This is a genomic window from Sinorhizobium medicae (assembly GCF_007827695.1).
Classification (GTDB): domain Bacteria; phylum Pseudomonadota; class Alphaproteobacteria; order Rhizobiales; family Rhizobiaceae; genus Sinorhizobium; species Sinorhizobium medicae.
The window spans coordinates 1-25,708 of the sequence record NZ_VITA01000036.1 but is presented as its reverse complement, the minus strand read 5'-3'; the positions used below and the strand labels follow the sequence as shown (position 1 = coordinate 25,708).

The 25,708-nt window shown below is 57.7% G+C and carries 19 protein-coding genes and 6 pseudogenes; 10 read left to right on the top strand and 15 right to left on the bottom strand.

Features of this window, described 5'->3' with window-relative positions; translation table 11 throughout:
* Nucleotides 1–79 (bottom strand): transposase (locus FB009_RS33845; RefSeq protein ID WP_331251718.1); only part of this gene is annotated, 79 nt, incomplete at its 3' end.
* A 379-nt stretch (nt 80–458) separates the two neighbouring features.
* On the opposite strand from FB009_RS33845, the gene FB009_RS30970 reads away from it, so the two are divergent.
* Together FB009_RS30970 and FB009_RS30965 are read left to right on the top strand one after the other, a co-directional pair.
* Entirely contained in the window at nt 459–848 is a 390-nt protein-coding gene (locus FB009_RS30970) for a transposase (RefSeq protein WP_153321016.1), read from the top strand.
* On the top strand, nt 845–1,756 hold the full coding sequence (locus FB009_RS30965) for an IS3 family transposase (protein ID WP_081612492.1): 912 nt from the start codon (nt 845–847) through the stop codon (nt 1,754–1,756). Before FB009_RS30970 ends, FB009_RS30965 begins: the two co-directional genes overlap by 4 nt.
* 70 nt (nt 1,757–1,826) lie before the next feature.
* Here FB009_RS30965 and istB read toward each other — a convergent pair.
* From istB to FB009_RS30935, 6 genes and pseudogenes are all read right to left on the bottom strand, one after another.
* Nucleotides 1,827–2,602: pseudogene (istB, locus tag FB009_RS30960) on the bottom strand (IS21-like element helper ATPase IstB).
* Nucleotides 2,603–2,614: 12 nt separating this feature from the next.
* Nucleotides 2,615–3,307: pseudogene (locus tag FB009_RS30955) on the bottom strand (Mu transposase domain-containing protein); the annotation flags it as partial.
* A 55-nt stretch (nt 3,308–3,362) separates the two neighbouring features.
* Nucleotides 3,363–3,695 carry a hypothetical protein gene (locus FB009_RS30950; protein WP_011970855.1) on the bottom strand — a complete coding sequence of 111 codons (333 nt, stop codon included), beginning with the start codon at nt 3,693–3,695 and terminating at the stop codon, nt 3,363–3,365.
* 122 nt (nt 3,696–3,817) lie between these two features.
* Nucleotides 3,818–5,428, bottom strand: coding sequence for a tyrosinase family protein (locus FB009_RS30945; RefSeq protein WP_018210155.1), 1,611 nt, complete (start codon nt 5,426–5,428; stop codon nt 3,818–3,820).
* Between the two features lie 64 nt (nt 5,429–5,492).
* On the bottom strand, nt 5,493–5,885 hold the full coding sequence (locus FB009_RS30940; RefSeq protein WP_018210156.1) for a hypothetical protein: 393 nt from the start codon (nt 5,883–5,885) through the stop codon (nt 5,493–5,495).
* A gap of 27 nt (nt 5,886–5,912) precedes the next feature.
* Nucleotides 5,913–7,853 (bottom strand): multicopper oxidase family protein, encoded by a 1,941-nt coding sequence (locus tag FB009_RS30935; RefSeq protein WP_011970858.1) that lies wholly within the window; start codon nt 7,851–7,853, stop codon nt 5,913–5,915.
* Nucleotides 7,854–8,835: 982 nt separating this feature from the next.
* On the opposite strand from FB009_RS30935, the gene FB009_RS33515 reads away from it, so the two are divergent.
* Nucleotides 8,836–9,084 (top strand): hypothetical protein, encoded by a 249-nt coding sequence (locus tag FB009_RS33515; RefSeq protein ID WP_017275891.1) that lies wholly within the window; start codon nt 8,836–8,838, stop codon nt 9,082–9,084.
* 284 nt (nt 9,085–9,368) lie between these two features.
* Nucleotides 9,369–9,788 (top strand): helix-turn-helix domain-containing protein, encoded by a 420-nt coding sequence (locus FB009_RS30915; protein WP_011970860.1) that lies wholly within the window; start codon nt 9,369–9,371, stop codon nt 9,786–9,788.
* Here FB009_RS30915 and FB009_RS34025 read toward each other — a convergent pair.
* Nucleotides 9,748–9,933 (bottom strand): annotated as a pseudogene (locus tag FB009_RS34025) (hypothetical protein); the annotation flags it as partial. The gene FB009_RS30915 and the pseudogene FB009_RS34025 sit on opposite strands and share 41 nt — an antisense overlap.
* Before the next feature lie 198 nt (nt 9,934–10,131).
* Between FB009_RS34025 and FB009_RS30910 the strand changes: the two are divergent.
* From FB009_RS30910 to FB009_RS30880, 4 genes are all read left to right on the top strand, one after another.
* Complete coding sequence (locus FB009_RS30910; RefSeq protein ID WP_018210159.1) at nt 10,132–10,566, top strand: helix-turn-helix domain-containing protein; 435 nt, start codon at nt 10,132–10,134, stop codon at nt 10,564–10,566.
* Between the two features lie 1,184 nt (nt 10,567–11,750).
* On the top strand, nt 11,751–13,370 hold the full coding sequence (locus FB009_RS30895; RefSeq protein WP_024312541.1) for a putative bifunctional diguanylate cyclase/phosphodiesterase: 1,620 nt from the start codon (nt 11,751–11,753) through the stop codon (nt 13,368–13,370).
* A 66-nt stretch (nt 13,371–13,436) separates the two neighbouring features.
* Nucleotides 13,437–14,579 (top strand): pectate lyase family protein, encoded by a 1,143-nt coding sequence (locus tag FB009_RS30890; protein ID WP_024325645.1) that lies wholly within the window; start codon nt 13,437–13,439, stop codon nt 14,577–14,579.
* 368 nt (nt 14,580–14,947) lie between these two features.
* Nucleotides 14,948–15,697, top strand: coding sequence for a carbonic anhydrase (locus tag FB009_RS30880; RefSeq protein WP_011970863.1), 750 nt, complete (start codon nt 14,948–14,950; stop codon nt 15,695–15,697).
* A gap of 100 nt (nt 15,698–15,797) precedes the next feature.
* Here FB009_RS30880 and FB009_RS30875 read toward each other — a convergent pair whose 3' ends face one another.
* Nucleotides 15,798–16,004 (bottom strand): hypothetical protein, encoded by a 207-nt coding sequence (locus tag FB009_RS30875; RefSeq protein ID WP_127578254.1) that lies wholly within the window; start codon nt 16,002–16,004, stop codon nt 15,798–15,800.
* A 269-nt stretch (nt 16,005–16,273) separates the two neighbouring features.
* A complete protein-coding gene (locus FB009_RS30870) occupies nt 16,274–17,614 on the bottom strand; it encodes an aldehyde dehydrogenase family protein (protein ID WP_011970864.1) in 1,341 nt (446 codons plus the stop codon).
* A 208-nt stretch (nt 17,615–17,822) separates the two neighbouring features.
* Between FB009_RS30870 and FB009_RS30865 the strand changes: the two genes are divergently transcribed.
* On the top strand, nt 17,823–18,710 hold the full coding sequence (locus tag FB009_RS30865) for a hypothetical protein (protein WP_018009356.1): 888 nt from the start codon (nt 17,823–17,825) through the stop codon (nt 18,708–18,710).
* Between the two features lie 600 nt (nt 18,711–19,310).
* Nucleotides 19,311–21,002 (top strand): type IV secretion system ATPase VirD4, encoded by a 1,692-nt coding sequence (gene virD4 / locus FB009_RS30860; RefSeq protein WP_024312635.1) that lies wholly within the window; start codon nt 19,311–19,313, stop codon nt 21,000–21,002.
* A 22-nt stretch (nt 21,003–21,024) separates the two neighbouring features.
* Here virD4 and FB009_RS30855 read toward each other — a convergent pair.
* The 5 genes and pseudogenes from FB009_RS30855 to FB009_RS30825 form a co-directional block, all read right to left on the bottom strand.
* Nucleotides 21,025–21,650 (bottom strand): annotated as a pseudogene (locus FB009_RS30855) (IS110 family RNA-guided transposase); the annotation flags it as partial.
* 144 nt (nt 21,651–21,794) lie between these two features.
* Nucleotides 21,795–22,520: a two-component system response regulator VirG gene (gene virG / locus FB009_RS30850; protein ID WP_011970867.1), complete on the bottom strand. Its 726-nt coding sequence runs from the start codon at nt 22,518–22,520 to the stop codon at nt 21,795–21,797.
* 312 nt (nt 22,521–22,832) lie between these two features.
* Complete coding sequence (locus FB009_RS32950; protein WP_024312637.1) at nt 22,833–23,051, bottom strand: hypothetical protein; 219 nt, start codon at nt 23,049–23,051, stop codon at nt 22,833–22,835.
* Nucleotides 23,052–23,109: 58 nt separating this feature from the next.
* Nucleotides 23,110–23,622 (bottom strand): annotated as a pseudogene (locus tag FB009_RS34020) (elongation factor 1-alpha C-terminal domain-related protein); the annotation flags it as partial.
* Between the two features lie 1,068 nt (nt 23,623–24,690).
* A pseudogene (locus tag FB009_RS30825) lies at nt 24,691–25,585 on the bottom strand (IS110 family RNA-guided transposase); the annotation flags it as partial.
* Nucleotides 25,586–25,708 lie beyond the last annotated feature (123 nt).

Sequence of the window (25,708 nt, the reverse complement as noted above, 5' to 3'; positions counted from 1 at the left end):
GGTCCGCCACCTTCGCGCCAGCCTCCTGCTCCTTCAGTACCGCAATAATCTGCTCTTCCGTAAATCTCTGCTTCTTCATGCGTCCGTCCTTCAATAGGCCGGACTCTAATCCAAACTGGAGGAAATTACCCGTGGCAGGTCAACATTGTCGTGCTCGCCGGCGCAGATGTCGACGAGGTGCACTTGCAGCGGGTGATCCGGGCGGTGCGGTCGGCATGATCCCCTCCGGCGTGAAGGTGTTCCTCGCCAGTCATCCTGTCGACTTCCGCAAGGGGCCGGACAGCTTGCTGTCGCTGGTGCGCATTTCACTAAATTGGGACAGCGGTTTCAGAAAGTCGCGGACACCGATGGAATGCACCCCTCAACTGAGACATATTAAGTAGCGGACAGTTTCTCGAATACAGGAACTGGAAATAGTTGGAAGAAAGCCGAGATTTAGCGAAGAAGAGAAGCTCTCCATGCTCGCGCGGATGAACAACGGGGAGAACGTCAGCCGTCTGGCCGACGAACTGGGTATTCACCGTCAACGCTTGTATGCTTGGCGTGAGCAGCTACGAACGTGCGGCAATCTAACGCCGGCCCGGCAGGGTCGGCCAAAGAACCAGCCCCCGCCCGAGGCACCGCCGGACCCCCAAACCCTGGCGGCGAGCTTTGCAGTATCGGCGGAACAGCGTCGTGCGGATGCATTGGCCAAAGCCCGTCGCCGCATTGTCGAACTTGAACGCAAGATTGGCCAGCAACAGGTTGAACTCGATTTTTTTCAAGAAGCCTTGCGGCATGTCAGGGGCAGTCAACAGCAGAAAGACGCGCCTGGAGGGGCGGCGTCTTCGAAGTCATCCAGAAAATGACAGCCCGCATGCCGCAAGGCTCGACAGGAATCGAACAGATGTGCCGTCTGGCTGGTGTTAGCCGGGCGGGGTACTACCGGTACTGGCAGCAATCAGCGCCGCGTCAGGAAGAAACCGGTCTACGAGATGTCATTCAAAGGCTGGCCTTGGCCAATCGGCATTATGGATATCGCCGGATTGGCGCTCTTCTGGGCCGGGAGGGCTGGCAGGCGAACCACAAACGTGTGTTGCGTTTGATGGGAGAGGACAATCTCTTATGTTTGCGCAATCGGCCGTTCGTACCCCGGACCACCGATTCCAAGCATAGCTGGCGCGTCGTCCCAAACCTGGCTCGGGGGATGGAACTGACAGGGATTAACCAGCTTTGGGTCGCAGACATCACCTATCTGCACCTTGCCGAGCAGTTCGCTTATTTGGCGTTTGTGCTCGATGCCTTCAGCCGCATGGTCATCGGGTGGGCACTGGAACTTCACTTGCGAGCCAGCCTTGCAGTCGACGCCCTGAAAATGGCGATCTCCGCACGCGCTCCAGTCGCGGGCAGTTTAATTCACCACTCGGACAGGGGAGTTCAATACGCTTGCAGCAGCTATTCTGACATCCTCCACGCGCATGGGATCCAGCCGAGTATGAGCCGGGTGGGCAATCCGTATGACAATGCGCGTGCGGAGAGCTTCATGAAAACCTTGAAGCAGGAAGAAGTTGCAGGATTGGCTTATCGCGATGCCTCGGACGCCCGGCGACGTATCGCCAGCTTCATTGAAGACGTTTACAATCGGCAACGATTGCATTCAGCGCTCGATTACCTCACCCCAGAGGAATACGAACAATCCTTATCGTCGTCGCACGCAAGTGCCGTACCTGAACTCACAAGCCGGCAATTGTCCTGCAATTTCTCTGTCTCACTGTAAGGGTGCATTCCAAGCGTTTCGCTAAGTCGCGGACAACGGATGCGATCGATTTCCGGTTGCCTGATTGCTGTTACGGGTGATTGATTTCGGTTATTTCAGTGCCGGTCAAGAGCGTCGGCGTTTTTCGTTTCCGCATGCTATCGCCTTCGAGCGTTATGCGGTGAGCGTTGTGAACAATACGGTCCAGGATCGCGTCAGCTAACGTGGCTTCTCCGATCATTTCGTGCCAGGCGGCCACGGGAAGCTGAGCCGTTATCAGGGTCGATTTCCGGCGATACCGCTCCTCGAAGATTTCCAGTAGATCGAGGCGCTGTCGATCGTTCAAGGTGTGGGTTCCCCAGTCGTCGAGCACCAGCAACTGAACGCGCGCCAGCTTATCGACGAGGCGCGGAAAGCGTCCGTCGAGCCTGGCAAGTGCGAGGTCCTCGAACAGTCGTGGCATACGAACGTAGAGCACCGAGTAGTCGAGGCGGGCGGCCTGTCGTGCGAAGGCGCAGGCAATCCACGTCTTTCCAGTGCCTGTTTGGCCGGTCAGGATTAGGTTCTCGTTTGCCTTCAGCCATGCGCCTTGCGCCAGGACAGGACGTTCCGGCGGTCAAGACCGCGGTGAGATCCAAAATCGATGTCTTCGATCGAGGCATTGGCAAAACGAAGCCTTGCTGTAGCGAGCCTGTTTGTCAGCCGTCGGTCTGTTCTTACGGCGATCTCTCGATCGAGCATCAACCCCAGCCGTTCGTCGAAGCTAAGGTCGTTTCCATGAGCCTGCTCGATAAGCTCGCGATAGGCGGTCGCCATCCCGGCGAGACCAAGCGCATTCATCTGATGCAGTGTTGGATGTGTCAGCATCTGATGTCCTCTTCATTGGTAGTAGGTTTTGCCGCGAATATTGCCGTGCGGCGGCGCCGGCTTCACAGCCTCGCTCATGGCCGGAGCCCGATCGAGACCAGATCTGAGAATGTTGGCGACAGACGAATAGCTCAGTGCGTTGATGACCAGCGCTCGCTCGCAAGCCAGTTCCAGCCGATCGGATTCGTAACGACGCGCCAGGGAAAGAACGCCTTGGGCAGATCGGTAGCCTTGCTCGCGATGCGGGCGGTCGCATAGCAGACGTTCGATAAAAATCGCCGTGTTGGTTCCGACCTTTGCTGCTTCCCTGCGCAATGTGTGGGGTGTCGTGTTTGCGTAGCGCTGGTGAGCCTTGGGCATATGTTCGTTGACGGTAATGTGGCCCGAGCGCTGCGAGCTTCGGATGTGGCTGGCGACACGCTTGTGGTCAAAGAAGATCTCGACTGCCCGATACGTCAGCCTGATATCGACCCGTCTGCCGATGAGAACGTGCGGCACGGAATAGAACGTCTTGTCGACCTCGACATGGTAATCGGGATGGACCTTGGCGACCTTCCATTCCGCATACTCAAACGGCGTTGACGGCAGCGGCTTGAGCTGGTCGCGCTCGACTTCATCGAACAAAGCACGCCGCGATTTGCCATATCGGCGCATCGTTCGGGTGTTGAGGTCCTCGATCAAAGCGCTGATGCGGATATTGAACGCGCCTCGCCTGGCGCAGCCCATCGGCGGTCGACGCAAAATGCTAACAAGAAGAACCTCACTTTTGCACAATCCACGCCGTCACCGAGACAAGTTCGTGTTCGTTTGGCGCCCGCGGCAAGGAACTCCCGGCGTCGAGCATGTCCGCGAAGATTTCCAGCAGGGAACCATCGATGTCGCGGCCGGAAAGCGATAGCTGGAATACCAGTTGCTTGTCAGGATCGGTCCTGCCGAATGGAACGGCAGAACCGATGAAGTGGCCGGCGGCGGTTCGAAAGCGGATTTCCGCGCCGAGCGGCAACGGGCCGGTGATGATATTGAGCCCCACGGTCTCGTCCGGCCGCGGCGCCCGCGGCAGGTTGATCACAATTTTGCGTTGTTGATCGGCCATCTCCGCTCAAATCCCGCAGCAGGCGCGCTGCCGTTATCCTTCGTTGGCATTGCAAAAACACCACGAGCGTGTTTGCGGCCAACGGCATGACCAAAACCGTGGGTTCCTGGGCCTAGAGCCGCTCAGAACGACCCAACCTGAATGTCGGTCAGCCTTGCCTCCGCCGGCATGCTGCCTTCGATACGTTTGCCCGCTTGCGCTACCACAACGTTGAAGTCGATCGGTTCGCCCGCTTTGAGCCTACCATCGTCGATCAGCCTATCGAGCGCCTTGTCGATCGGTATGGTGAAGCTGACCGTGTCGGTATGATGATGACGAACACCGAAGAACTCGAAACTGCCGGCGAAATCCGGTCCGTCCGGGTTGAGATCAGGCGTCGTTCCCTCGGGGGAAATGAAAACGAGGAAATTCAGGCCGCCAACGTCCATGGGCGGGGCGATGCTGACCTTAGCGAATTGACGCGACTGTTCCGAAGGCTTCGCGGCAACATCCACGAGCTCCTGCGAAACGGTGAGCTTGGCAGTCGCCGGTTTGTTTATGGCCACGGCCGCGGACGCAGGCACGGCTGCTTCCAATGCCGGAATGGGGGCCGAGCGGCCGGCGGTTGCAACCGGGATCACCTCGTCGCCGCTGCCGGGCTCATAATCATAGTCAAAGGCGCCGATTGCGAGATAGTCAGCGGCCCTGGTCTTATCGCTGACCGGGCTACCGTCAGCGTTGACATAAAAGAGATAGGGTTCCGGATCGTACTGCGTCTGTTGGTCAGCCGTTGGCCCGACGGGCAGGCCCATCGCCTGCTGCTTGCGGGTCCAGACATCCCACAGCCGATCGATGTTGCAATGATGCAGAAAGAAGATCGGGTCGAGCGGTGACAGGTTCTGTGACATCAGCCCATAGGGAGCGCTCTGGCCGCCGACGCTCATATGTACGCGGTTATGCGGCTGGCCTTCAAGAATGGAGAAGCCGACCGGTGCCACCTGGTGGCTGGACGATACCGGACTGTTGAAAGCGAGACCCGGAGCGCCCGCGTCGTTGGCGAAGGTTGTTGGCGCCAGCGATGCCTTGATGGTGTCGATGTCGACTGCGGTTTGGGTGGCGGGATTGAGTTTCGGATTCTGCGCCGTCAGGAAGCGGGCGTTCGGCTGGTTGGCGAAGCTCGCCATTGCGTCGCTCCATAGCGCATCAAAATCCGGATAGCCGCGCAGGTTCTGCTGCTGCAATTGGGCGGAGCTGAGACTGTCCCAACAGGCCTTGATCGGCTCCTGCATGATGTCCTGGAAGCGGTTGTGGTCGGGAATGTAGGCGGAGCTGTTGACGGGATCGAGAATCGTGCCGAACAGCGGCGGCAGAACCTCGGGATTGGCCGTCCAGTCCCAATATGGGAGGGCGAAATCCGGATTGCCGCTCAGTTCGCGGCAAGTCTCTTCGAAATAGCCAAGATAGCCGCGGTGCCAGCTGGTGAACCACCAGTCGCCATGGGGGCAGTCCATCAGGTGGATGAAGCCATTGCGGTACCAGTTGCGCGGATCAGAAGGCGGAAGCTTCAGCATCGCGGTCACGGCATCCATATAACTTTGCAAGTCCTTCTGCCCATCGGCGCTGGTCATGTTCTTGCGCCTATGCTTGGTCGCCGCCCGCAGAATGCTTGGTGCGAAAAGGGCTGTGCCGGCGGCAGCGGTTGCGCCTTTGACGAAAGAGCGGCGTGAAACCGTCAGAAATCGCGTGCGTGTCATCGAGATTTATCCCCTGAACAGGTGTTAGTCCGAATGTCTTGCAGCTACGGCAAGGGGTGGAACATCACTGCCGCACGGCATACCACGAGGCGACGTAGCCGGCCACAGCAGTCCCGTGCGAATGGGGGACGTCGCGGACGACGCTGCCGACAATGGCAACTCTCTGGTCGACGCCGTTCGGCCAGTTCGGCACGACGTAGCCGCGATAACTGTAGATCCAGGTCTCTCCGGCCACCTCGCCTTTTCCGGTAAATTGCAGTTCGACCGGGTCGCCCGGCTGCACGGCGCCGGTCAATCCTAACGACCAGCCCGGCCCGCCGATGGTTCCGCCAACCCTGCCCGGCTCCAACTCGGTTAGCACCAGCGTTCCCTGACCAAATTCCAGGGCACTGAAATCGGCCGACAGGTCGGGATTGTTGATCAGGCTCCGATGACTCCAAGTGCCGACGAAGCTCATATGTCCTCCCAAATGGCGATCAGCTATCTAGTGATGGCCGGTAACGGTGCCGCCATGGCCGTCCGGCAGGGTGATCCTGACGTTCTGCATCATCCCCTGGTCCTCATGATCGAGAATGTGGCAATGCAAGACGAACTCGCCGATGTAGCGCTGGTAGCGCGTCTGCACGGTGTTCGTGTAACTCGTCGAGGGGTCGGTGCCGGGATTCTTAAACCACAGCGTGGCCTTCCAGACATTCTTCAATCCCGGATATTGCGGGTCGCCGTCATCGTCGGCACCAAGGGCGCGGACATCATTGCCGGCCGCATCGATGATCTTGATGATTTGGAACGGATTGACATGGATATGGAACGGATGGCTGACGAAATCCGACCTGAGCGCCCACTCATCCACGCCGTTCAGCGGCAGCGTCCGGTCGATGCGGTTGGCATCATAGGGCTGGCCATCAAGCTCGAAGAAGGTGCCGCCCGGTTGCTTCACATCGATCTTGAACACCACTTGCTGCTCGCCCGGTTCGATGTCCGGATGAGGAACGAAGTTTGAAAGCCGCATATCATTCTTGAGGTCTTCGACGACCTCGCCGGCAACATCCGGCGCCATCGTGCGCTCAGCCGCCGAAATCAACCAATCCTGCAGATAGGTGGTGCCAATCTCGCCATTGACCGCATTGCCTTCCACTGCAGTGACAATGCCGAGAAGGCGATGGCTCGGAGCAATCTGGTTGACGCTCGCCGCTGCCGGCGCGGCGGCATCGACGAGGCAGTAGTCACCCGCTTGAGGCAGCACCACTAAGGCATCAACCCTGTAGCCCGGCTGCAGCACCGCCTGCTGCCGCATCTGCACCTGCGCCATTGTCAGGCCGTCCTGGGCCACCACGCCATAGGGGATGGTATCCTTGCCGCAATTCTGGTCAATCCATCTGTCGGTGTCCGCCGCGGTAAGCGTGCGCAACGCGGCCGTTCCGGTCTTACGCCGGATCTCGAAATTGATGGTGTCGCGAACACCGGCATGGATCATCCGCCAGCGCTCGATCGATCCAGCCAGCGCCGGCGCCAATTGGCTTAGCACCTGACCGTTGATGCTGGTGAATCGACCGGAGGCCGGCCAACTGCCAGGTCCGAACTGATCGTAGCTTTCGATGCCCCCCACCTGCCCTGGCTTGCAATCATAGGTGATGCCGCCGTCGCTGTCTGTGCAGGCATCTTGGATCTGCTGTAGCACCAGGACCCGCTCGGGGATATCGGAGCCGTCTGGCTGCTTTAGCAGGCGGTCGAGATCTCCGATTTCAGTCGGGGTCGGCATGCGATCGCCACGGATAATCAGCGCTCCCGACATGCCGCTCGACACCTGCAATGCGGTCGATCCGTGCAGGTGCGGGTGATACCAGAAGGTGCTCGCGGGATGGTCGGCGGGGATGTTGTATTCATATTGGAACTCGACGCCGGGGCGGATCGAAACCAGCACATTGTCGCAATTGCCCGACGGATTTACCCAGAGGCCGTGAGAATGCAGGTTCGTACCGTTGAAGCAATGGCGGGTATTAGCACTGCCCCCACCGATGCCGCAGGTCGAATCCTGAGGGAGCATGTTGTTCAGTGTTACCCGCACCGTCTCACCCGGGCGTACATCGATGGTCGGCCCCACCAGTGGCGTGTCGGCGCCGGATGGGCCCGTTCGGCGGGCGTCCTGATAGCCGCGGAGCCTTACCCGGTCATAGCGCACGGTGGCTGGATTGTAGATCTGACGGTCGAGGTAGGTGACGCTCATATCGAGCAGAACCTCGCCCGGAAAAGGCGCCCGGTTCTGCGCGAAGGTTTCCAGCTTCGCCCGCGATTTCGTGATCGGCTCCAATATGTAGGTTGATGGGTTACTCACAGTCCGGGCCTCTTGAGCAACAGCCGATAGCACATGGGCGGCCGAAAGAACGCTCGCCACACCGAAGAACGCAATTTTGGGAGATACAAACAATCAAACCTCCCAAACTGCAAGAGCGAGACAGCGGGCATTGTCTATAACGTTAGTGATACACGCACGGGGCCTCAACTTGAGGTCTGAAGATCACTTCATCTCCGTATGTTTATAGAAGGAAGTTGTCCGATCCCATCTTCTCACCAATGAGAAGGTTACCCATCAGAACCATGAGCGTCATCCGACGGTTACAGGTACATTACTTTTCAGCCTCGCAAACTATATAGCGCAAAGCGGTGTCTCGCACACCCCTGTAAAACCACTGATTGCGCCGGGTCCGTGCTTACAATGCTTTCGGGTGCAAAATCCGGTAGCCAGAAGTTTCGAAAACTCTTGAGAAGTCCCCGGCTCCCGTTCCGCCCCCTGAAGGCGACGGCCTTTGCAGCTATGCTGACTGAAGCAGAAAAGCAGAGGGACGCAGTCCTCGCCCGCGCTACTCATGTCGCTTTGGGTAAACGCGGTAACGGTTTACGACGGCAAAATGGGGGTCCATGAAGACCCCGTAACAGATAGGATTTGCCCGAATTGTTGCGGGTCCGTTCGGACGCGCCCACGGCGTCTCCCCTGCAGCCGGTGCCGCTGTTCGGGATAAGCCGGCATCGCAAGGACCGCGTGGTCGCAAAAGTCGCCGCTCTTATGCATGAGCTGGGCGAAATATTGGGCGAGACGTCCATTCCGAACCGGTCTCCGTATTTATCGAGCGCCGCTTAGCACGGACGCGAGATTGCTGTCGTTCACATCGCCCTTTGCGGCAGCGCGAACGTCCTGAGCGATGATGACGCTCATTCGTTTCTCCTGATAGTCCTTGAGGGGTTGCTTTGTTAGCGGGTTAAGCCGCACTGGCGCATGGCGGCCGGGCACTGTTCAAATTTAAACTGACGTTGGTCACTTTGCCCCCCTCGCAGGTGGCCGGGAGGCTCGTCACCGGCCCGCGGCCCTTGACGGGTCTCGCCATTGATCCCACATCAATGGAAATGGGGGCTTGGACTTGGACGACAGCAAAGCGGAAATCGCGGGCCCAATCGAGCTGGTTGCTGACCTCTCAGAAATCGCGGCACAGTGCGCCGCTTCGAATCTTCTGGACTTTGCGGCACAGCTTGCCGGCCTCGCCGAGGACCTCAAGGCTCTAGCGGCAAGGCCGATTGAGCCCGTACCGACATTGACCGGCCGACGATCAGCCGAAGCAGGCTTCTCCAGCATCACTTTGAAAATCGAACCATCAAGACAGTAACGCGGCAACAAGGGCCGCTTACGAAAACGACCGCTGCGAGAGCTGCAGTCCATTCTAATATTTTGACCCGCTCGGGAGGACGCATCGCGCTCCTCCTCGGTGCCCCTGAAAATGAAGCGTTCCGCGACAAAGATAGTTGTCCATAGCGGCATCGCCGCGCTGGGAGGCACCGTTTTATCCATCTGGTTTATTCCATTTTTAAGGTGAATGTTGAAGTGAGGTGAGATAGGAGCACATCAAGGCTTCGGATCGGAGCCGGCATGTGAACGAAGGACTGAAGCCATATGCGGAGAAGCCAAGCGGACAAGGACGCCGACGCGGCGCTGGGAACCAACATTTGTCGATTTCGGGAGATCAGTGGGATCTCGCAGAAGGAGCTGGGCGATGCGATCGGCGTCACGTTTCAGCAGGTACGGAAGTACGAGAGCGGCAAGGATCGGATTTCATCGAAAAAGCTCGTCGAAACCGCCAGAACGATTGGTTGTGATCTCAACAGTCTTTATGCGGGTATCGGAATTGACGACGCAACATTGGCGTTCCTGGATCACAGTAGGGCCGCTCTGAAACTAGCCGCCAATTTTGATGGAATCGCCTCATCAGAAGAGCGTGCTGCAATCGCGCTGCTGCTGGCCGGGTCGCCACCAAAGAAGAATAAGCCTCAATTTAGGCGTTGGGCCATTGGAACGCCGGCAGCTCGGCCATGAACGCTTCGACGCTGGGCTGCGCTCGCTCGCCGGCGAGCACCTTCACCAGCTCGGCCGTAGAATAGGTCCACACCGCCGAGCGCCATCCGAAGAGTGCCTCGCCCTCGGCCAGAACTGCGGTCGGATCGCCGCACCAAGCGAGGGCTCGTGCTTCTGGCCGGCCTCTGCAAGTATGGCGATGATAACGGCCTCGTCCAGTTCTCTAAGACCGGGTTCCGTTCCTCCGCGTCTGACTTGACGCGCGATCTGCTATTGCGGTTTATCGCAAAGCGCGGGGGCACTGAGTCAGACACTAGCGGAGCCGCGATATAGAGCTACCGCTGAAACTACATGGAGAAGTGCAATGCTGCATCCTAACCCCGATAAAATGAAGGGAATGCCTGAACCGGTCGATGTACATGTCGGCCGTCGAATTCGGATGCGCCGAATATGGATGCAGGTCACACTGACGGCCCTTGCGGACGCCATCGGAGTGACGTTTCAGCAGGTACAAAAATACGAGAAAGGAACCAACCGCATTGGAGCAAGCCGTCTCCAACAGATTGCAGACGCGCTGGTTGCGCCAATTTCCTATTTCTTCGAAGATATGCCCGGCGCAGCGCCGGTCGGCGGCGACAACCGCAATGGCCAAAAGAAGCTGCAACCAGAAATCGTAGAGTTTGCGTCGAGCGATGAGGGTCTTGCGCTTATTAGCGCCTTCTCCCAGATCACCGACAAAAGGGTGCGGAACCGCATCCTCGGCCTAGTGAACGCGCTCGCAAAACAGGATCCGGCATAGGCGCGGTATTGAACGCTCCGGGGACAGAAAGAGCAGTCCATCAGTATCCACCCCGGCTGCACCAAGCTTGGCTTTGACCGCTTTGTAAGATTCGTACACCTGCCGCTTCTCAATTCGAAACGGCTTGTCTGTCGCACCTATCGAAATCTCCTGTTTCCAGTTGTTCCAAACAATACGACCACCTGACCCCGCCCCCTTTGCCCCCATCTCCACAGGGCCTCAACGCTGATACGGGGCGGTCCGCCTCAGTTGCATCGCTCTCGCCTTGCGGGTTGCTCCGCTTGAGCTTCTCCTTTTGCATCAGAAGCCTGGTTCCTGCAGTTCCGCGTGAAGCCTATGTCCGACTCACGCCCCCTCTACGCCGGTCGCCGCCCGCCCAGTCATCAGGTTTCCCGCGGACTTGTCCCAGGATGACGAAACAGTCCTGGTTTCGACGACGCTTGTATTCTTAACGGCGCGTCTTCGGAGAGTTCACTTTCGTTCGTCTTTCGAACATGCACCTGCTCGGATCTCGACCGAACTTTTCATCCGACGCGCTCACCACACACGCTCTTTACCGCAGCAGCTCGGACTGGTTTGAGACCTGCTCCTGAAAGCCGATTCCGGAGGGTCGTCCCCCATCATTCACGCAGCTTTACGGTACGGATTCAATCGTGCTGAACTCCTTCGGTGCCTCTGCAGCACATTTGTGGACGCCGCCGTGATGCTTCAAGAGAAAGTCGCGTCTGGTGCGACCCGCGCTGGCCAAAAGCTCCGCGGCGCCCGCGTCGATTGCCCGACCATGACAACTGCATGCTTTACTGGCGTTCGTGTGTGTGGGTGCTCTGAGCATCCATTTTAAGTCGGATCAGCGTGGCGCCGGCCCCGCGAGAACCAGCCATACCATCTTAAAGTTGCCCACCCGCTCTGCGCTAGACGCACCTCGTTCCAAAAAGATCAAGTACTTTAGAAATCAGCCTTGCACTGGCAGCGCCATTGACCGATACAGCCGTGCTATAGCTTCTGAGGCGGGGAAACGAGCAACATTAACGTGCGGCCCGGAATGAGGCTGACTGCAGAACGGCACGCCTATCCGGGGCCGTGCGGATTGGCGGCAAGTGCGCGCGAGCGCTTACCTCTTTACCTCTGGACCAACGAGAGTTTCGAGAATGAGTGAGTTCGATGCAGTTTTTAGTTTGCCTTTGATGGAAGCCGACGAGCTCAGTTCCTTCTATGAGAATACCAATCTTATCGGCTGTTCCGCAGCACTCGGGCGAAAATATCAGATCTCCGCATCGTCGCAGGCGACCATCGGGAGTGTATATCCGGAGCTCCTGGGTTCTCACCATAAGCTGGTCGTGGAATCGGTGCTTGTCACCGGTTTTCCGCGAAGCATCGTCATCCCCCCTGCTCGGAAGCTGTTTATCTGCCGCATTAAATCTGGCCTCCTCGGGATCTTCGAGACGGGGGAAGTCGCAGTTTCCCCGTCCTCCCTAGAACTCGAGGGCGACGAACGCGTTCTCCTTCGCCACCAGGCGTTGCATGACGTGTTGACCGGGTTACCTAATCGCCGGCAATTTAGCGACGACTTGGACGCCCGTCTTCCAGTCGAGGGCGTGGAAAGAATTGCTCTGATGCAAATCGACCTCGACGACTTCAAACCCGTCAACGGTACGCTCGGGCATGCTGCCGGTGATCTCGTACTTCAGGGTACCGCCGAGCGACTTCAGGCCATGCTTGGCGAAGGAGGCATCGCTTATCGGCTTGCCGGTGATGAATTTGCCGTTCTCCAGCGTAGTGGGCGGTCGATGGAAGCTAAACGTCTCGCCGAGTCGATCGTGAATGCTTTCAAAGAGCCGTTCACCGTGGAAGGTATCGATGTGTTCGTCGGAGCGAGCGTCGGGATCGCGATCGCGCCCGACGACGGAAACGATGGCGAGCAACTGATGAAGGCTGCGGACATCGCGCTTTATGCCGCCAAGAACGATGGGCGCGGGCGAGCCAGAAGCTTCAATCGCTCCATGCTCATCATGTTGGAACAGCGCGAGATGCTAAGGCGCGGTCTGCGTGTCGCCCTGCAGGAACGGCAATTCTTCCTCGAATACCAACCGCTCATAGAAACCGATGCGATCGTTGGCTTCGAAGCCCTGCTGCGGTGGCAACATCCCTATGCTGGGATCGTGCCGCCGGCCGTGTTCATTCCCTTGGCGGAAGCAGACGGCCTGATGGTAGAGATCGGCGAATGGGTGCTAGAGCAAGCCTGCCGACAAGCGGTGAATTGGCCCGAGCACTTCACAGTTGCGGTCAATCTCTCGCCGGCCGAATTCCTCCGCAAAGGGCTCACCGACCGTGTGGCCAATACCCTGGATTCTGCGGGTCTGTCCGCAGAACGCCTGGAGTTGGAAATCACCGAGTCGGTATTGCTCGAGCGCACCGCCAACAACCTCGACACCCTCCACACGTTGGAGGTGATGGGTATCCGCATCTCGCTCGATGACTTCGGGACGCAATATTCGTCCTTGGCGTACCTAAAGAACTTCCCGTTCGACACGATCAAGATCGACCGTTACTTCATCAAGGACGTCGAGACTGACGAGAAACGCCAGGCGATCGTCCGCGCGATCGTCGCACTTGCGCACGGATTGGGAATGCGGGTCACAGCGGAAGGTGTCGAGACCGCAGCTCAGGCGGCGTGGCTACGCAAGCTAAGGTGCGACCGCTTGCAGGGAAATTTGTTGGGCGCAGCCACGCCCCCCGATTCGATAAGAAATTTCCTGCGACAATCATCAATGGCAAGCCAACGGTCGGCTCTGGAAGACTTTTAGCTGCTTGCGGCACTGTCGTTCTTAGTTTCGACAGTACCAAATACCATCAAACCAATTGGGAAATATATGAACAGCATCGATCGAACCTCTGTTTTGGGTGCTGGGCTGTTGCTGGCCCTAGGGTGCATGCCTTTGCCCGTCGCTGCTCAATCGGATCCCAGTAGGGAGACCGCCACAACGGGATGGGCCACCCAGAATGGCGGCACCCGAGGCGGCGCACATGCGGCTGCAAGCGATGTGTTCACGGTGAGAAACGCCCGAGAATTGAAAAACGCCCTGACGACTCGCGTTGGCCAGGGTGGGCGGATCGTCCGCGTCACCGGGTTGATCGACGTCAGCCAGGGGCGGGCCTACAAGACGTCCGCAGAGATGGAATCACGGGCAAAAATTGTACTTCCGCCTCGGACAACCTTGATTGGGGTCGGAACAAGGGCGGAACTTCAAGAGGCATATGTGGTCGTAAACTCGAACGACGTAATCATTCGAAATCTAAGGATCGAAAACCCTTGGGATCCACAACCCGCCTGGAACCCGAATGATGGAGAAAACGGGAACTGGAATTCGCGATTTGATGCTGTGACCATCGATGGGGCCTGGAACGTTTGGGTCGATCATGTCACCTTCACCGACGGCCGCCGGACAGACGACCAAAACGGAATGCAAAACGGCAGGCCCAAGCAGCACCACGATGGCGCGCTCGACGTGCGAAACGGAGCGAACTTCGTAACCATCTCGTATTCGATATTCCGCGACCATGAGAAGAACAATTTGATCGGCTCAAGCGACGGCGCCGACGGTGAGGACAGTGGTCGGCTCAAGGTTACGATTCACAATACTCTTTTCCAGAACATTTCCGCACGGGCGCCGCGCGTCCGCTTCGGCCAAGTGCATCTCTACAATAACTATCACACAGGAAGCATGGCGAACCGCGTATATCCGTTTTCACATGCTCATGGTGTGGGTAAAGAATCCAGGATCTTTTCCGAAGCCAACGTATTCCGCATTGATGGCGTGAAGGGCTGCGATAAGATCGCAGGTAATTACGGAGGGCGTGTCTATAGGGACGACGGGTCGCTGCTCAATGGAGCAACGCTCGTTTGCTCATGGAACCGCCAAATCGGTTGGCGGCCGCCGTATAGCTATACCCCGCTGAACGCTGCGGAAGTGCCAGCGAATGTGCTCGCGAAGGCTGGTGCAGGGAATCTGTAAAGAAGTGCGGGTCCCTCCGACGGAGTAGATGCGTGAGCCGTTGGAGCGCTAACGAAGCTGGTGTAGGAAGCCAGGGACGCCCGGCCATCGACATTGCCCCTTGACGATGCGCCGGAAAACTGCGCCTTCTTGGATCGGCCTCCCCTCCCTTGCCACCACATCCACCTCGGCCGCGCCAAGACAACTTCACAAGACAACTTCAAGCGACGACAATAAGCGTGTACTATTACTGATCGACCCGTCCAGTAGGCGCCCTGAACAGGAAGGCGATCATCACCGCCACTGCAGCGATGGGACAATAGACAATCGCTTTTATGAGTATCTTCGAGGCCGAGATCTATTGATCGTCTCGTGCGAAAGGAATGAATATGGAAAGACGTGACTTCATCAAACGTTTGGCCTTGCTTGCTGCTTGTCCGCTTTGCGCCGAGACCGCTTATGCAGCCGAAGCCGAACATTGGAGCTATGAAGGCGAAGCGGGTCCCGAGCACTGGGGGTCTTTGAGCAACGAAAACAGTGCCTGTTCGGCCGGTTCGCAGCAGTCGCCGCTGGACATCAGGGGTGCGATCAAGGCCGATATCCCAGGCTTGGCGTTAAACTGGAAAAGTGGCGGCGCGATCCTCAACAATGGGCACACGATCCAGGTGAAAGCGGCGCCCGGCGGCACGCTCCGCCGCGGCGACAAGCCTTATGAGCTGGTGCAGTACCATTTCCACGCGCCGAGCGAGCACCTGGTCGAGGGCCATCGCTTCCCGATGGAGGTCCATTTTGTCCATAAACACGCCGAAACGGGTGCACTCGGCGTGCTGGGCGTTTTCTTTGTGCCAGGCGCCGCCAATACGACCTTCGCCAGCTTGGCGGCGACTTTCCCGCAAAAGACCGGCGAGCAGACCGCACTCCCTAATGTCGACCCGAGCGGTTTGCTGCCGACGTCACTCAGGTATTGGGCCTATGAAGGGTCTCTCACCACACCACCCTGCAGCGAGATCGTCGACTGGATGATAGCGCAGGACCCGATAGAGGTGGACGCGGCAGATATCGATAGGTTCACTGCGCTCTATTCGATGAATGCGCGTCCAGCCCTCGTTGCAAATCGCCGCTATATCCTGGCCTCCTAGCTGACGCGAGAAGAGTTCGAGCCTCTCGACCGCTCCCCTGTTTAGTCTCGAACTGGTCTTCCTCGGCGCCAATCTGTTGAATGGTTCACCACGGGGGGGACTACGTGCCCAGCGCTGCAGCAACACGCCGCAATGCCTTCTCATTAACGAAGGCGTCAACGCGAACGTGAACGCCATTGGCGAAATCGATTTCGATGACGCCAGGGCGCTCCTCCAATGTCGGCCCTTTGGCCGGCAACACCGATTTGGGCCGCGCCGAACTCGCCACCGGGGGAGCCCCCGCAGAGGGGGAGACCGGTATCGTCATCGAAGTCCCTTCGTCATCGCCAAAACACACCCATCGGAATGAAGTCCAAGGCGGGTTGCGGCAGAAGCACAAGGGAATCCGGCCTGTGACCCAGCTGTCCGGCCTGAGCGCAGTTCCGGGTGATACATTATGCGGCTCTGGAAGCACGGAAGCACAGAAGGGGAACTTTGGCCTCGCTATGGTTCGTTGCGGGGAACGTCCCGGCAACTCTTGAGCAAGGTCTCAGGCCACTACAGGACCGCGGACCGGAATGGACGGGCGAGCTGGTCTCACGCCAGCGTGTAGGCTGTCTTAACGTTGGTGTAGAATTCAGCGGCGTATTTGCCCTGCTTGCGAGGACCGTAGGAGGAAGCCTTGCGGCCGCCGAACGGCACGTGGAAGTCGACACCCGCCGTGGGCAGGTTGACCATCACCATGCCGGCCTCAGCATTGCGCTTGAAGTGCGTCGCGTGTTTCAAGCTGGTGGTGGCGATACCCGAAGACAGACCGAAGGGCGTGTCATTGGCGACGGCCAGCGCTTCGTCGTAATCCTTGACCCGGATGACGGCCGCGACCGGTCCGAAGATTTCCTCGCGCGAGATGCGCATCTCGTTGGTCGCCTCGGTGAACAGCGCCGGCTGCAGATAGAAGCCGGGCGTGTCGCGCGAGATCAGCTCGCCGCCGAAGGCGAGCTTCGCGCCTTCCTGTTTGCCGATGGCGATATAGTCGGTGTCCTGGTTGAGCTGGCTCTGATCGACCACCGGTCCGATATGGGTGCCGGCCTTCAGCGCATCGTCGACGACGAGACCCTTGATCCGCTCGCCCATTGCCGCGACGAACCGGTCATGGATTCCCTCCGTGACAATGATGCGCGACGAGGCGGTGCAACGCTGACCGGTCGAGAAAAAGGCGGAATTGACGGCCGCTTCGACGGCAACGGAAAGATCGGCGTCGTCGAGCACGACGAACGGGTTCTTGCCTCCCATCTCCAACTGGTATTTGCGGTTATGTTCGACCGAGGCGACGGCGACCCGTTTTCCGGTTGCGGTCGAGCCTGTGAAGGTTATCGCCTGAACGTCCGGGCTGTCGAGCATTGCCTGGCCTACGACCGAACCCTTGCCCATGACGAGGTTCAATACGCCCTTTGGCAGGCCGGCACGATGGAGGATATCGACGATCGCCCATGAACAGCCCGGTACCAGTTCCGCCGGCTTGAAGACGACGGTGTTGCCGTAGCAGAGCGCCGGAGCGACCTTCCAGGCGGGAATGGCGATGGGGAAGTTCCAGGGCGTGATGATGCCAACGACGCCGACCGGCTCGCGGGTGATCTCGACGCCGATGCCCGGCCTGACCGATGGGACGACCTCGCCAGCGAGGCGCAAAGTTTCGCCGGCGAAGAATTCGAAGATCTGACCGGCCCGGACCGTTTCGCCGATCCCCTCGGCGAGGGTCTTGCCCTCCTCACGCGACAGCAGCCGTCCCAGCTCGTCCTTGCGGGCGAGGATTTCGTCGGCGGTTTTCTTCAGGATCGCATGGCGCTCGAGGATGCCGGAGCGCGACGGCCAATTCGTCACCTTGAATTTCATACTGCCGATGCGATGGCGGCGGGCGGCGTTATGTTTGAAAGGCATCAAGGTCACAGATCGGTTATTGAGTTGCCGATTGCCTACACCACGACCGCTAAACGACCCGTGCACCACGCGGCTCAATATCAGTCGCCGGGTGATCCACGCAACAATGCCCCTCTGCGCGATTACAATCGTAACACCACATCGTTTTGCGAGATCAAGCTTCGGTGCTAACCTCATAGGCTAGAGAAACGACTTTAGAGGCCGAGCAATGGATCGCGATAACAAACGGACACGCGCAAATGCAAGTTCATCCGGCGACGTAGGGAGGGCCGAGGAACGCCGCAACCTCCTTAATCTTCCAACGGGACCACTTGCCAATGTTGCAGAACGGTTGGTAACTTCTAACCCGCGCGATACAGCACTCAATCTTGGGACCTTCAAATCCCTCGAGAAGCAAGCGCTACGTGCGGCTCGGGACGCTGCACCGGGGGAAGAAACTGAGCTCACAACGTTTGAAAGGCGCAACAATCAGCTCGGACGATCAGCGATCGAGCTGGTCGACAAGTTGACGGACGGATTGGGGTTCGGCTCGGATGATGTAGCATTGCTCAAGGTCGGAGCGGCCGCTAATCTAGCCCACTATCTAGGATCAGAGAAGCAAACTGCTCTTGTTAATCGCATTGGCAACATGGGGCCAATGGAGCAAGCTGTTGGAGTTCTGCTTGTGGCGGAAAACTTCAGTAAATTCAATGACCACAATAAATCTCGCATCTTTGAGCAGGTCATTGAATTGGCCGCTGATCCCCATCAGGACCGCACGGTCAGGTCGGTCGCACAAACTGCTATCTTCGCCACGTATCACCACTTAGACGCAAATCAAAAGGAACAAGCCCACTCGCTTCCCGACATCCGTAACTCATTGCAGCACATGCCGAAGCCGCGGCATGTAGCAGAGGAACGGACTGCAAATTTAGACGAGCACATAAGAAAAATCGAGGCTTCAGTCCATGACACGGTAGGCCCGCAAACGTCGAATGAACAGCTGCGGCGGGCGGGTGAAGTCGGGCAGTCCATAAGCCACGCTTACAACCACGCCCGAGAGGACCTGATCGCTTCCTCCAGAAGCAGAGATCGCGCTGATGGCTCGGGCCGTTGAGGCCTTTGATTATGGCACAGTAACGCTTTCTACCCGTTGCCGTTCTCGGCCTTGCCGGCATCCAATTACAAGGTTGTACTCATGTTTTCTTCGGTTCGCAGCTGTAAATCCACGGTTGCAGGGGGGTGAACTGCCCACCGCTCTCGCCGGACATTCAGCATAGGCAGGAAGGCTAAAGCATGTGCTTGAGGATAAGCTTGTGGCTAACGAGTTTCGACAGCTTTCCGTTAAAAACTTTTAATCTAGCTGTTGTCCGTCGGCTTTTATGACCGGTATTATTTGCGCCAGTTGTAAAACGTGAGTCTAACTCCGCCTGCCCATTTGACCTTCCGAAAACTTCGAAGGCGGGGCAATTAACCCGCCAACCCCGAGATACAAAGATGTTTTGAGCTAATTTAAGCTGTAACGATAGTATACTGTGTTGTCTTGATCACGTTTTCTTCGCGACTTAACCATTAAGTCCGTCGCTGGATGTTCCCCATCTTGCGCAGGTCTGGGATCACCGCTTTCTGCGGCGCCGACGCTGTCGGCGGCAATCTCGCGTGTTCAACCCGTGAGGAGCGCAGCATTTTACTGAGAGTCGAACGATACGATGGACCGATGATTTCAAGCAAAACTAGGCCCTTAAGGATAGCTGGGAGCATCATGTGTTCACTGGCAGTAGGTTATTGTGGGGCAAGCGCCTACTCAACGTTCCGTTTTGGTTTTGATGGAAGGGCTTTGATGACATTTGACATCCTCGCTTTTTGGTATGAGACGCCTTTCTATCTGGGATACACAACTCTCTTCTTCTATAGGGGTTTGGCTGTCGTCGTCTTAACGTCGGCAGCCATTCTGCTCGTTCAGCAGATGGTATCCGTGCGCGATCGGCAACATCACGGTACTGCACGCTGGGCTCGCGTGGATGAAATGCGGCGCGCGGGTTATCTTCAGCGGTACAGCCGCATCAGTGGACCGGTGTTCGGAAAGACGAGCGGGCCTTTTTGGTCTGACTACTACCTGACCAATAGCGAGCAGCCTCACAGCCTCATCGTTGCGCCGACGCGCGCGGGAAAAGGCGTCGGCATTGTAATTCCAACGCTACTAACGTTCGAGGGCTCAGTGATAGCCCTCGACGTTAAGGGCGAGCTCTTTGATCTCACTTCTAGGGCTCGCAAAGCGCGGGGCGATAGCGTGTTCAAATTGGCACCGCTAGACCCCGAGCGGCGGACGAATTGCTATAATCCTCTATTGGATATCCTAGCATTGCCGTCAGAGCGGCAGTTCACCGAAGCGCGTCGTTTGGCGGCAAACCTCATTGCGACCAAGGGACAGAGTGCGGAAGGTTTCATCAACGGCGCACGAGATCTTTTTGTCGCCGGCATTCTTGCCTGCATCGAGCGCGGTACGCCAACCATCGGGGCCGTCTACGACCTCTTTGCTCAGCCAGGGGAGAAATATAGCCTTTTTGCGCGTCTTGCGCAGGAGACCCAGAATAAGGAGGCTCAGCGGATCTTCGATGAAATGGCGAGTAATGATACAAAGATTCTGACCTCCTACACTTCTGTGCTCGGTGATGGCGGGCTGAACTTATGGGCCGACCCGCTGATTAAAGCGGCGACAAGCCGATCGGACTTCTCAATCTACGACCTGCGACGTCGCAGGACATGCATTTATCTTTGCGTCAGCCCAAACGATCTTGAGGTGGTCGCGCCTCTGATGCGCCTGCTCTTCCAGCAGGTCGTTTCAATTCTGCAACGCTCGCTGCCCGGCAAGGACGAGAAGCACGAAGTGCTATTCCTGCTCGATGAATTCAAGCATCTTGGTAAGCTCGAGGCGATTGAGACTGCAATCACCACGATCGCGGGCTACAAGGGCCGTTTTATGTTCATTATCCAAAGTCTCTCGGCACTGACCGGAACATACGACGAATCTGGAAAGCAGAATTTCCTCAGCAATACTGGTGTGCAGGTCTTTATGGCAACAGCTGACGATGAGACACCGGTTTATATTTCGAAAGCCATCGGTGAATATACATTCCAAGCGCGCTCAACTTCCTATACCCAAAGCCTTACGTTCGATCGCAATATTCAACACTCAGATCAAGGAGCACCTTTATTAAGGCCAGAACAGGTGCGTCTACTACCCGACAAGTACCAGATCGTTCTCATTAAGGGTCAGCCACCATTGCAACTACGAAAGGTACGATATTATTCCGATCGCGCACTGAAGCGCATCTTTGATAGCCAGACGGGCAGGCTTCCGGAGCCAGCACCCCTGATGATTGCAGACGAGAGATTTAGCCACGTCTAGCTTTAAGGATTTTGACCAGCCATGAGCGATGCCAAGCATGAATTTGGCGATCCATCTCGCCGACCTTCTCGTGCACCTCCCGCAACTGCCCAATCAGCGAAAGAAGCGCGGACCGTGCAAGCGGAGGGATGAGATTATGGCCATCGTTCTTCGACCAACGCGATCAGCATACCAACACCGACGATACCCTGCCGAGTTACGATGCCAAACTCCGCCAGGTGGCCGCGCAAAGCGTTCACCAGCATTGTCCGCTGCCGGATCAAAAGTTCCCGGACGCGATGCAGCCATCATGACACTCTGTTGCTCCTCGCTCTTCACCGGAACGACGCGCATCGTCGGCCGCGCCACCGCCTCGCAGATCGCCTCGGCATCTGTCGCGTCATTCTTTTGCCGCTTCACGCATGGCTTGACGTAAGACGCCGGCATCAGCCGAACCTCGTGCCCCAGCGCAATGAGGACCCGAGCCCAGTGGTGCCCGGTCGCACACGCCTCGATTCCGATCAGGCACGGCGGCAATGTCCTGAAGAAACCTGCAACATCGTCACGTCGCAGCTTTCGGCGGACCACTACCGCGCCCACCGCGTTTACGCCATGCACCTGAAAGACATGCTTGGCGATATCCAAACCGATTGTGCTAACATGCTCCATGGGCGGCTCTCCCTAATGTGACTTTCGACAGCCACACTTTGGCACATTGCGATTCGGGAGCGGAGGCCGTCCACCACATCAGGTCAATCTCAATGGCTGCTTCACCGGGAGCCTACCCGCCGACGTCGTCGTGAGGACTACCCGTCACGCGGCCAATGTGCCTCCGTAGTGAATATCGACATCAGCCTCAAAGAAGTAGCCTGCACCCCGGAATGTTTTGATCAGACGAGGGTTGGCCGGATCCGACTCAAGCTTTCGGCGCAAGCGCAGGATCACGACATCGACGCTTCGGTCATACACCTCTTCTCCACGTACTCGGCTCGCAAGCAAAAGCTGTTCTCTGGACAAAACCTCGCGTGGCTTTTCCAGAAAGGCGACTAAAAGATTGAACTCACCTGCGGTCAGCTTGAGCTCGCCTCTCTGTTCAGAGATCACTCGGCGTTGCTTAAGATTGAGCGTCCAACCGGCAAAATAGAAGGAACGGCGATCTTTCGTCCGTGGAATGACGGCCCGCTGGCGCAATCCTACGCGAATGCGGGCCAAGAATTCTCGCATTCCAAAGGGCTTCGGAACGAAATCAGTTGCTCCGAGTTCCAGTGCGACAACCTTTTCGGTCTCCTCAAGCCGATCTCCGCTGATGACAATGACGGGAATATCCGTTTTGCTGGTCAAATTGCGGACGATGTCCAGTCCATCTTCGCGACCCAAAGCAAGATCAAGAACCACCAGATCGACCGGATAACACGAGAGCACGCGATTGAGCTGGCCACCATCGCTTAGTGCGGTTACCTTAAAGGCATGCATCGTTAGATACTCCTCAATGAGGTGCCGCATGGCGACATCGTTATCGATGACAAGAACGTGTTTCAATGGCTCACCTTTCGATCTTCAATCAATCGTTTCTGATTGCCCGGTGCAGCTCTTAACGGGCACTCCGTAGGACGAAACACCGGCCGCATTCCGGATCTGCCGGCAAACGCCTTTCGTTTAGGCCCTTAGGGCCATGGCGCGCGCACTCTTCCAACGGCGTATCCTCCAAAACTTCCGATGAACTCGCTTCTCCAGCAACGCGCTTGCCGTGCGCCTTTTGTCGCGGAACGGCTATGTCGGCACCGAACGCCCACCAGCTTGAACGCTCCGCGACGCGTCCAATATCCTCGACGCGATCGGCGTCCGTGAAGGCTACCCCCCGTGGCCCAAGTGGTCGCCGCCGGACGGAAACATGTGATTGCCGCCGCCGTGCAGGAGCCTGTCGAGTGCATTTGCGATCGCCGTGCTGTCGCCGGAAAGTTTGGTGAATGACAGGACAGCAGGGCGCCTCTGCGTCGCTGCAAGCGCGCCTTTGTTCACGTCCATGGCCTGCCAAAGGCTGATGTCGTGGTCGCCGCAGCGGGAAATCAATTAGCGGGGCTGCGACAGTCGCATTGGTCACCCCGTCGACGAAGATCAAGTCACCAGTTGCTAGTTTGTTGTCTTTGTAAGAGTCGAACGCGATCGGCCCGTGCGTAGAGAAGTTGCAGACACCAACTTCGCTCAGCGATATCGCTGCCTCGTGCACGGAGGTGTAGACATTCACTTGTTGATTGAGCAAGGTGACAGTGCTGGCACTGTCCGGCTTCGCCCACAGAATATACTTCCGCCGGGGGAAGACCGGATTGACATCGGACCAGATGACGTGCGCCCCGAACTGACCTGCCACTAAAGGTCTCGAAGAAGGGGCCACGAGCGTGTTGCGGCGCGAGGCCCTCACGGCAAAGACGAAGAAGACGGCCTCGCCCTCCTTTGCTGTCACGTGGTCCCTGTAACGGGTGACGATCTCCTTGACGCTGGACCGGGTCTGGCGTGAACTAACCGTCGAGGTTAGCCAGTAGATAGAGAGCTCAAGCTGATTGTTGTTTTCACCCCAGCGGTCGAATGCGTTAGGCACGCACCGGCACGTCCAATCCTGACGCCGATTGGATGATGGCGCCATGTAAGCGGCGACACGACCGAAAAAAATCGAGCCCATCCCTCTTGAAAGCTTCCCTCTCTCTCCGCACCTGAATTCTTCTCTAATAGGACGCACCGACATTGGTAAAATTGATTATTCGGATACCGATAATCTACGCCATGGATGCCGCAGAATGCGTCTACAGCCTATTCAGGAACTCCAGCCCGGAATAAGGGGGCGTCTTTATCAACGTCGGCTCCTTCATCGCCAACGTCGCCTCGAGATAGATTTGTTTCGTCTCGACCGATTCATGGCCGAGCCACAGGGGATAACGCCGCGATCGACGCCGGCCTGTAGGAGGCCAGTGGTCATCGTGTGCCCCAGACGACGCACAATGGCGCGCTTTCCGTGTAGTCGTAGACTTCGCGTGGGGTGCAGCGTTCCTTACTCCCGTTACCAATGACGCGCAGGCGAGTGATGTTCATCTGCGCCTCCCGTCTTCGCCGTCCTGCTCACCTCAAAAGCTTCCAGCAGAAGATCCGCCAGCGCTTCCACTAACCCTTTGACGTTCTTGAGCGGAACCTCAAGATTTTGACGCTCCAACTGAAGGACGAGCTGGTCGCGATTTTGATGTCGCCTGCTTCGCATCACCCTTCTCCTTCTTCCTCGAAGGACGGGATCTTGCGCCTCTTGCCCGAGTCGCGCCGAATGATGCTAAGGCGGAAGCCAATTCATTAAGACCAGCGATGCTGATCTCGGGTGGTCCAAGTCTCATCTCGCCGCAATAGCGCTCATCGAACATCCAGTTCGGCAACTCACGGGAAAGATCGGGCCGCTCGTCCGTATAGATCGCCATCAGGCTCTTGCCGCGCCGATACGGCGAGACCTGCACCTTTCTCCCGAACAGCGGATGCCAAGGATATGCGATCGTCGCAAAACGAAAACCGTATGCAAAATGTTGGTAATTGGCCGCTCCGGCCCCGGAAGACGAACAGATGGCCGCTCATCTGATCGCTTCAACGTCTCCTGCACCATCAGCGACAGGCCGGGAAAGCCTCTCCGCATGTCGGTATAGCCCGTCGCCAGCCAGACCTTCACACCGCTCGGGACGGGGCTGATCCTCGCTGGATAGCGGTATGTCCAAGCCCCCTCTATCAGTGCGCGGCGTGCCCGAGCGTTGCCCGCCTTGGTGATCCCTCCGCGCCTGACGCGCTCGCCTGTTGAGCTTTCTGAAGGAACGAGTCCGAGATATGCCATCAACTGACGGGCACTGTCGAAGCGACGGATATCTCCGATTTCGACCACCAACGTAACGGCTGTCATGAACGCGACACCGCGCATCGCTTGGTAGGCGGCGACCGCCGGGGCCATTGACCAAGAGGCCGGAGTCTCACCAATCAGTTTGCCCAGTCGATCAAGGCGAACTCCGGCATCCTCAACGGCCTGACAGTATTCGGCCAGCAGAATTTGATGCGCTGGATGTTCAAACGCTTGGGATGCCAGCCACCGTCCATGCGCTCGGGTCCAGGCTTTGCGTCCTGTATAATATCGGCCGTGACGGAGTAAGAACGAGTGGAGTTGTTGTCGTGCCTGCTTTTGTGCCTCGAAAGCCGCGTCGCGGGCACGCACCAGGTCGCGAACCGCCTCGTGTGCTTCGTCCGCCGGCTCGATAAAGCCTCGCAAGGCTGGTCGCATCGCGACGATTTGTCTTCACCCGATCACTGGCATGCTTTGGCACCAATGACGGTGCGACAACACTGCATTCGTGACCCAATTCAACGATTTGCCGGTAGAGTCCATAACCTGTAGGGCCGGCTTCGTAGCAGAAGTGGAGCTTGGCCCCGCGTTTAGCCAGCTTCTTGACCATTCCTGCGACGGATGCGGGTTCGGAGGAAATGTCACCCAGAAACCGAACCTCACCGTTGCGTTCGCCGTCGGCGACCGCCACCGAAATCTTAAACTTCGACGTGTCCAAGCCAATGAAAGCTACGTGCTCGCCTGTCATGTATGGCGCGACGATCAGGATGAGACGGCGTATTGCCGCACCTAACGATGCTCCCCGATGTTACCACGGTGCCTCATTCATTTTGCTCCCGGGTTAGGGCGAAGGAGGCCGGGCGCGGAGATG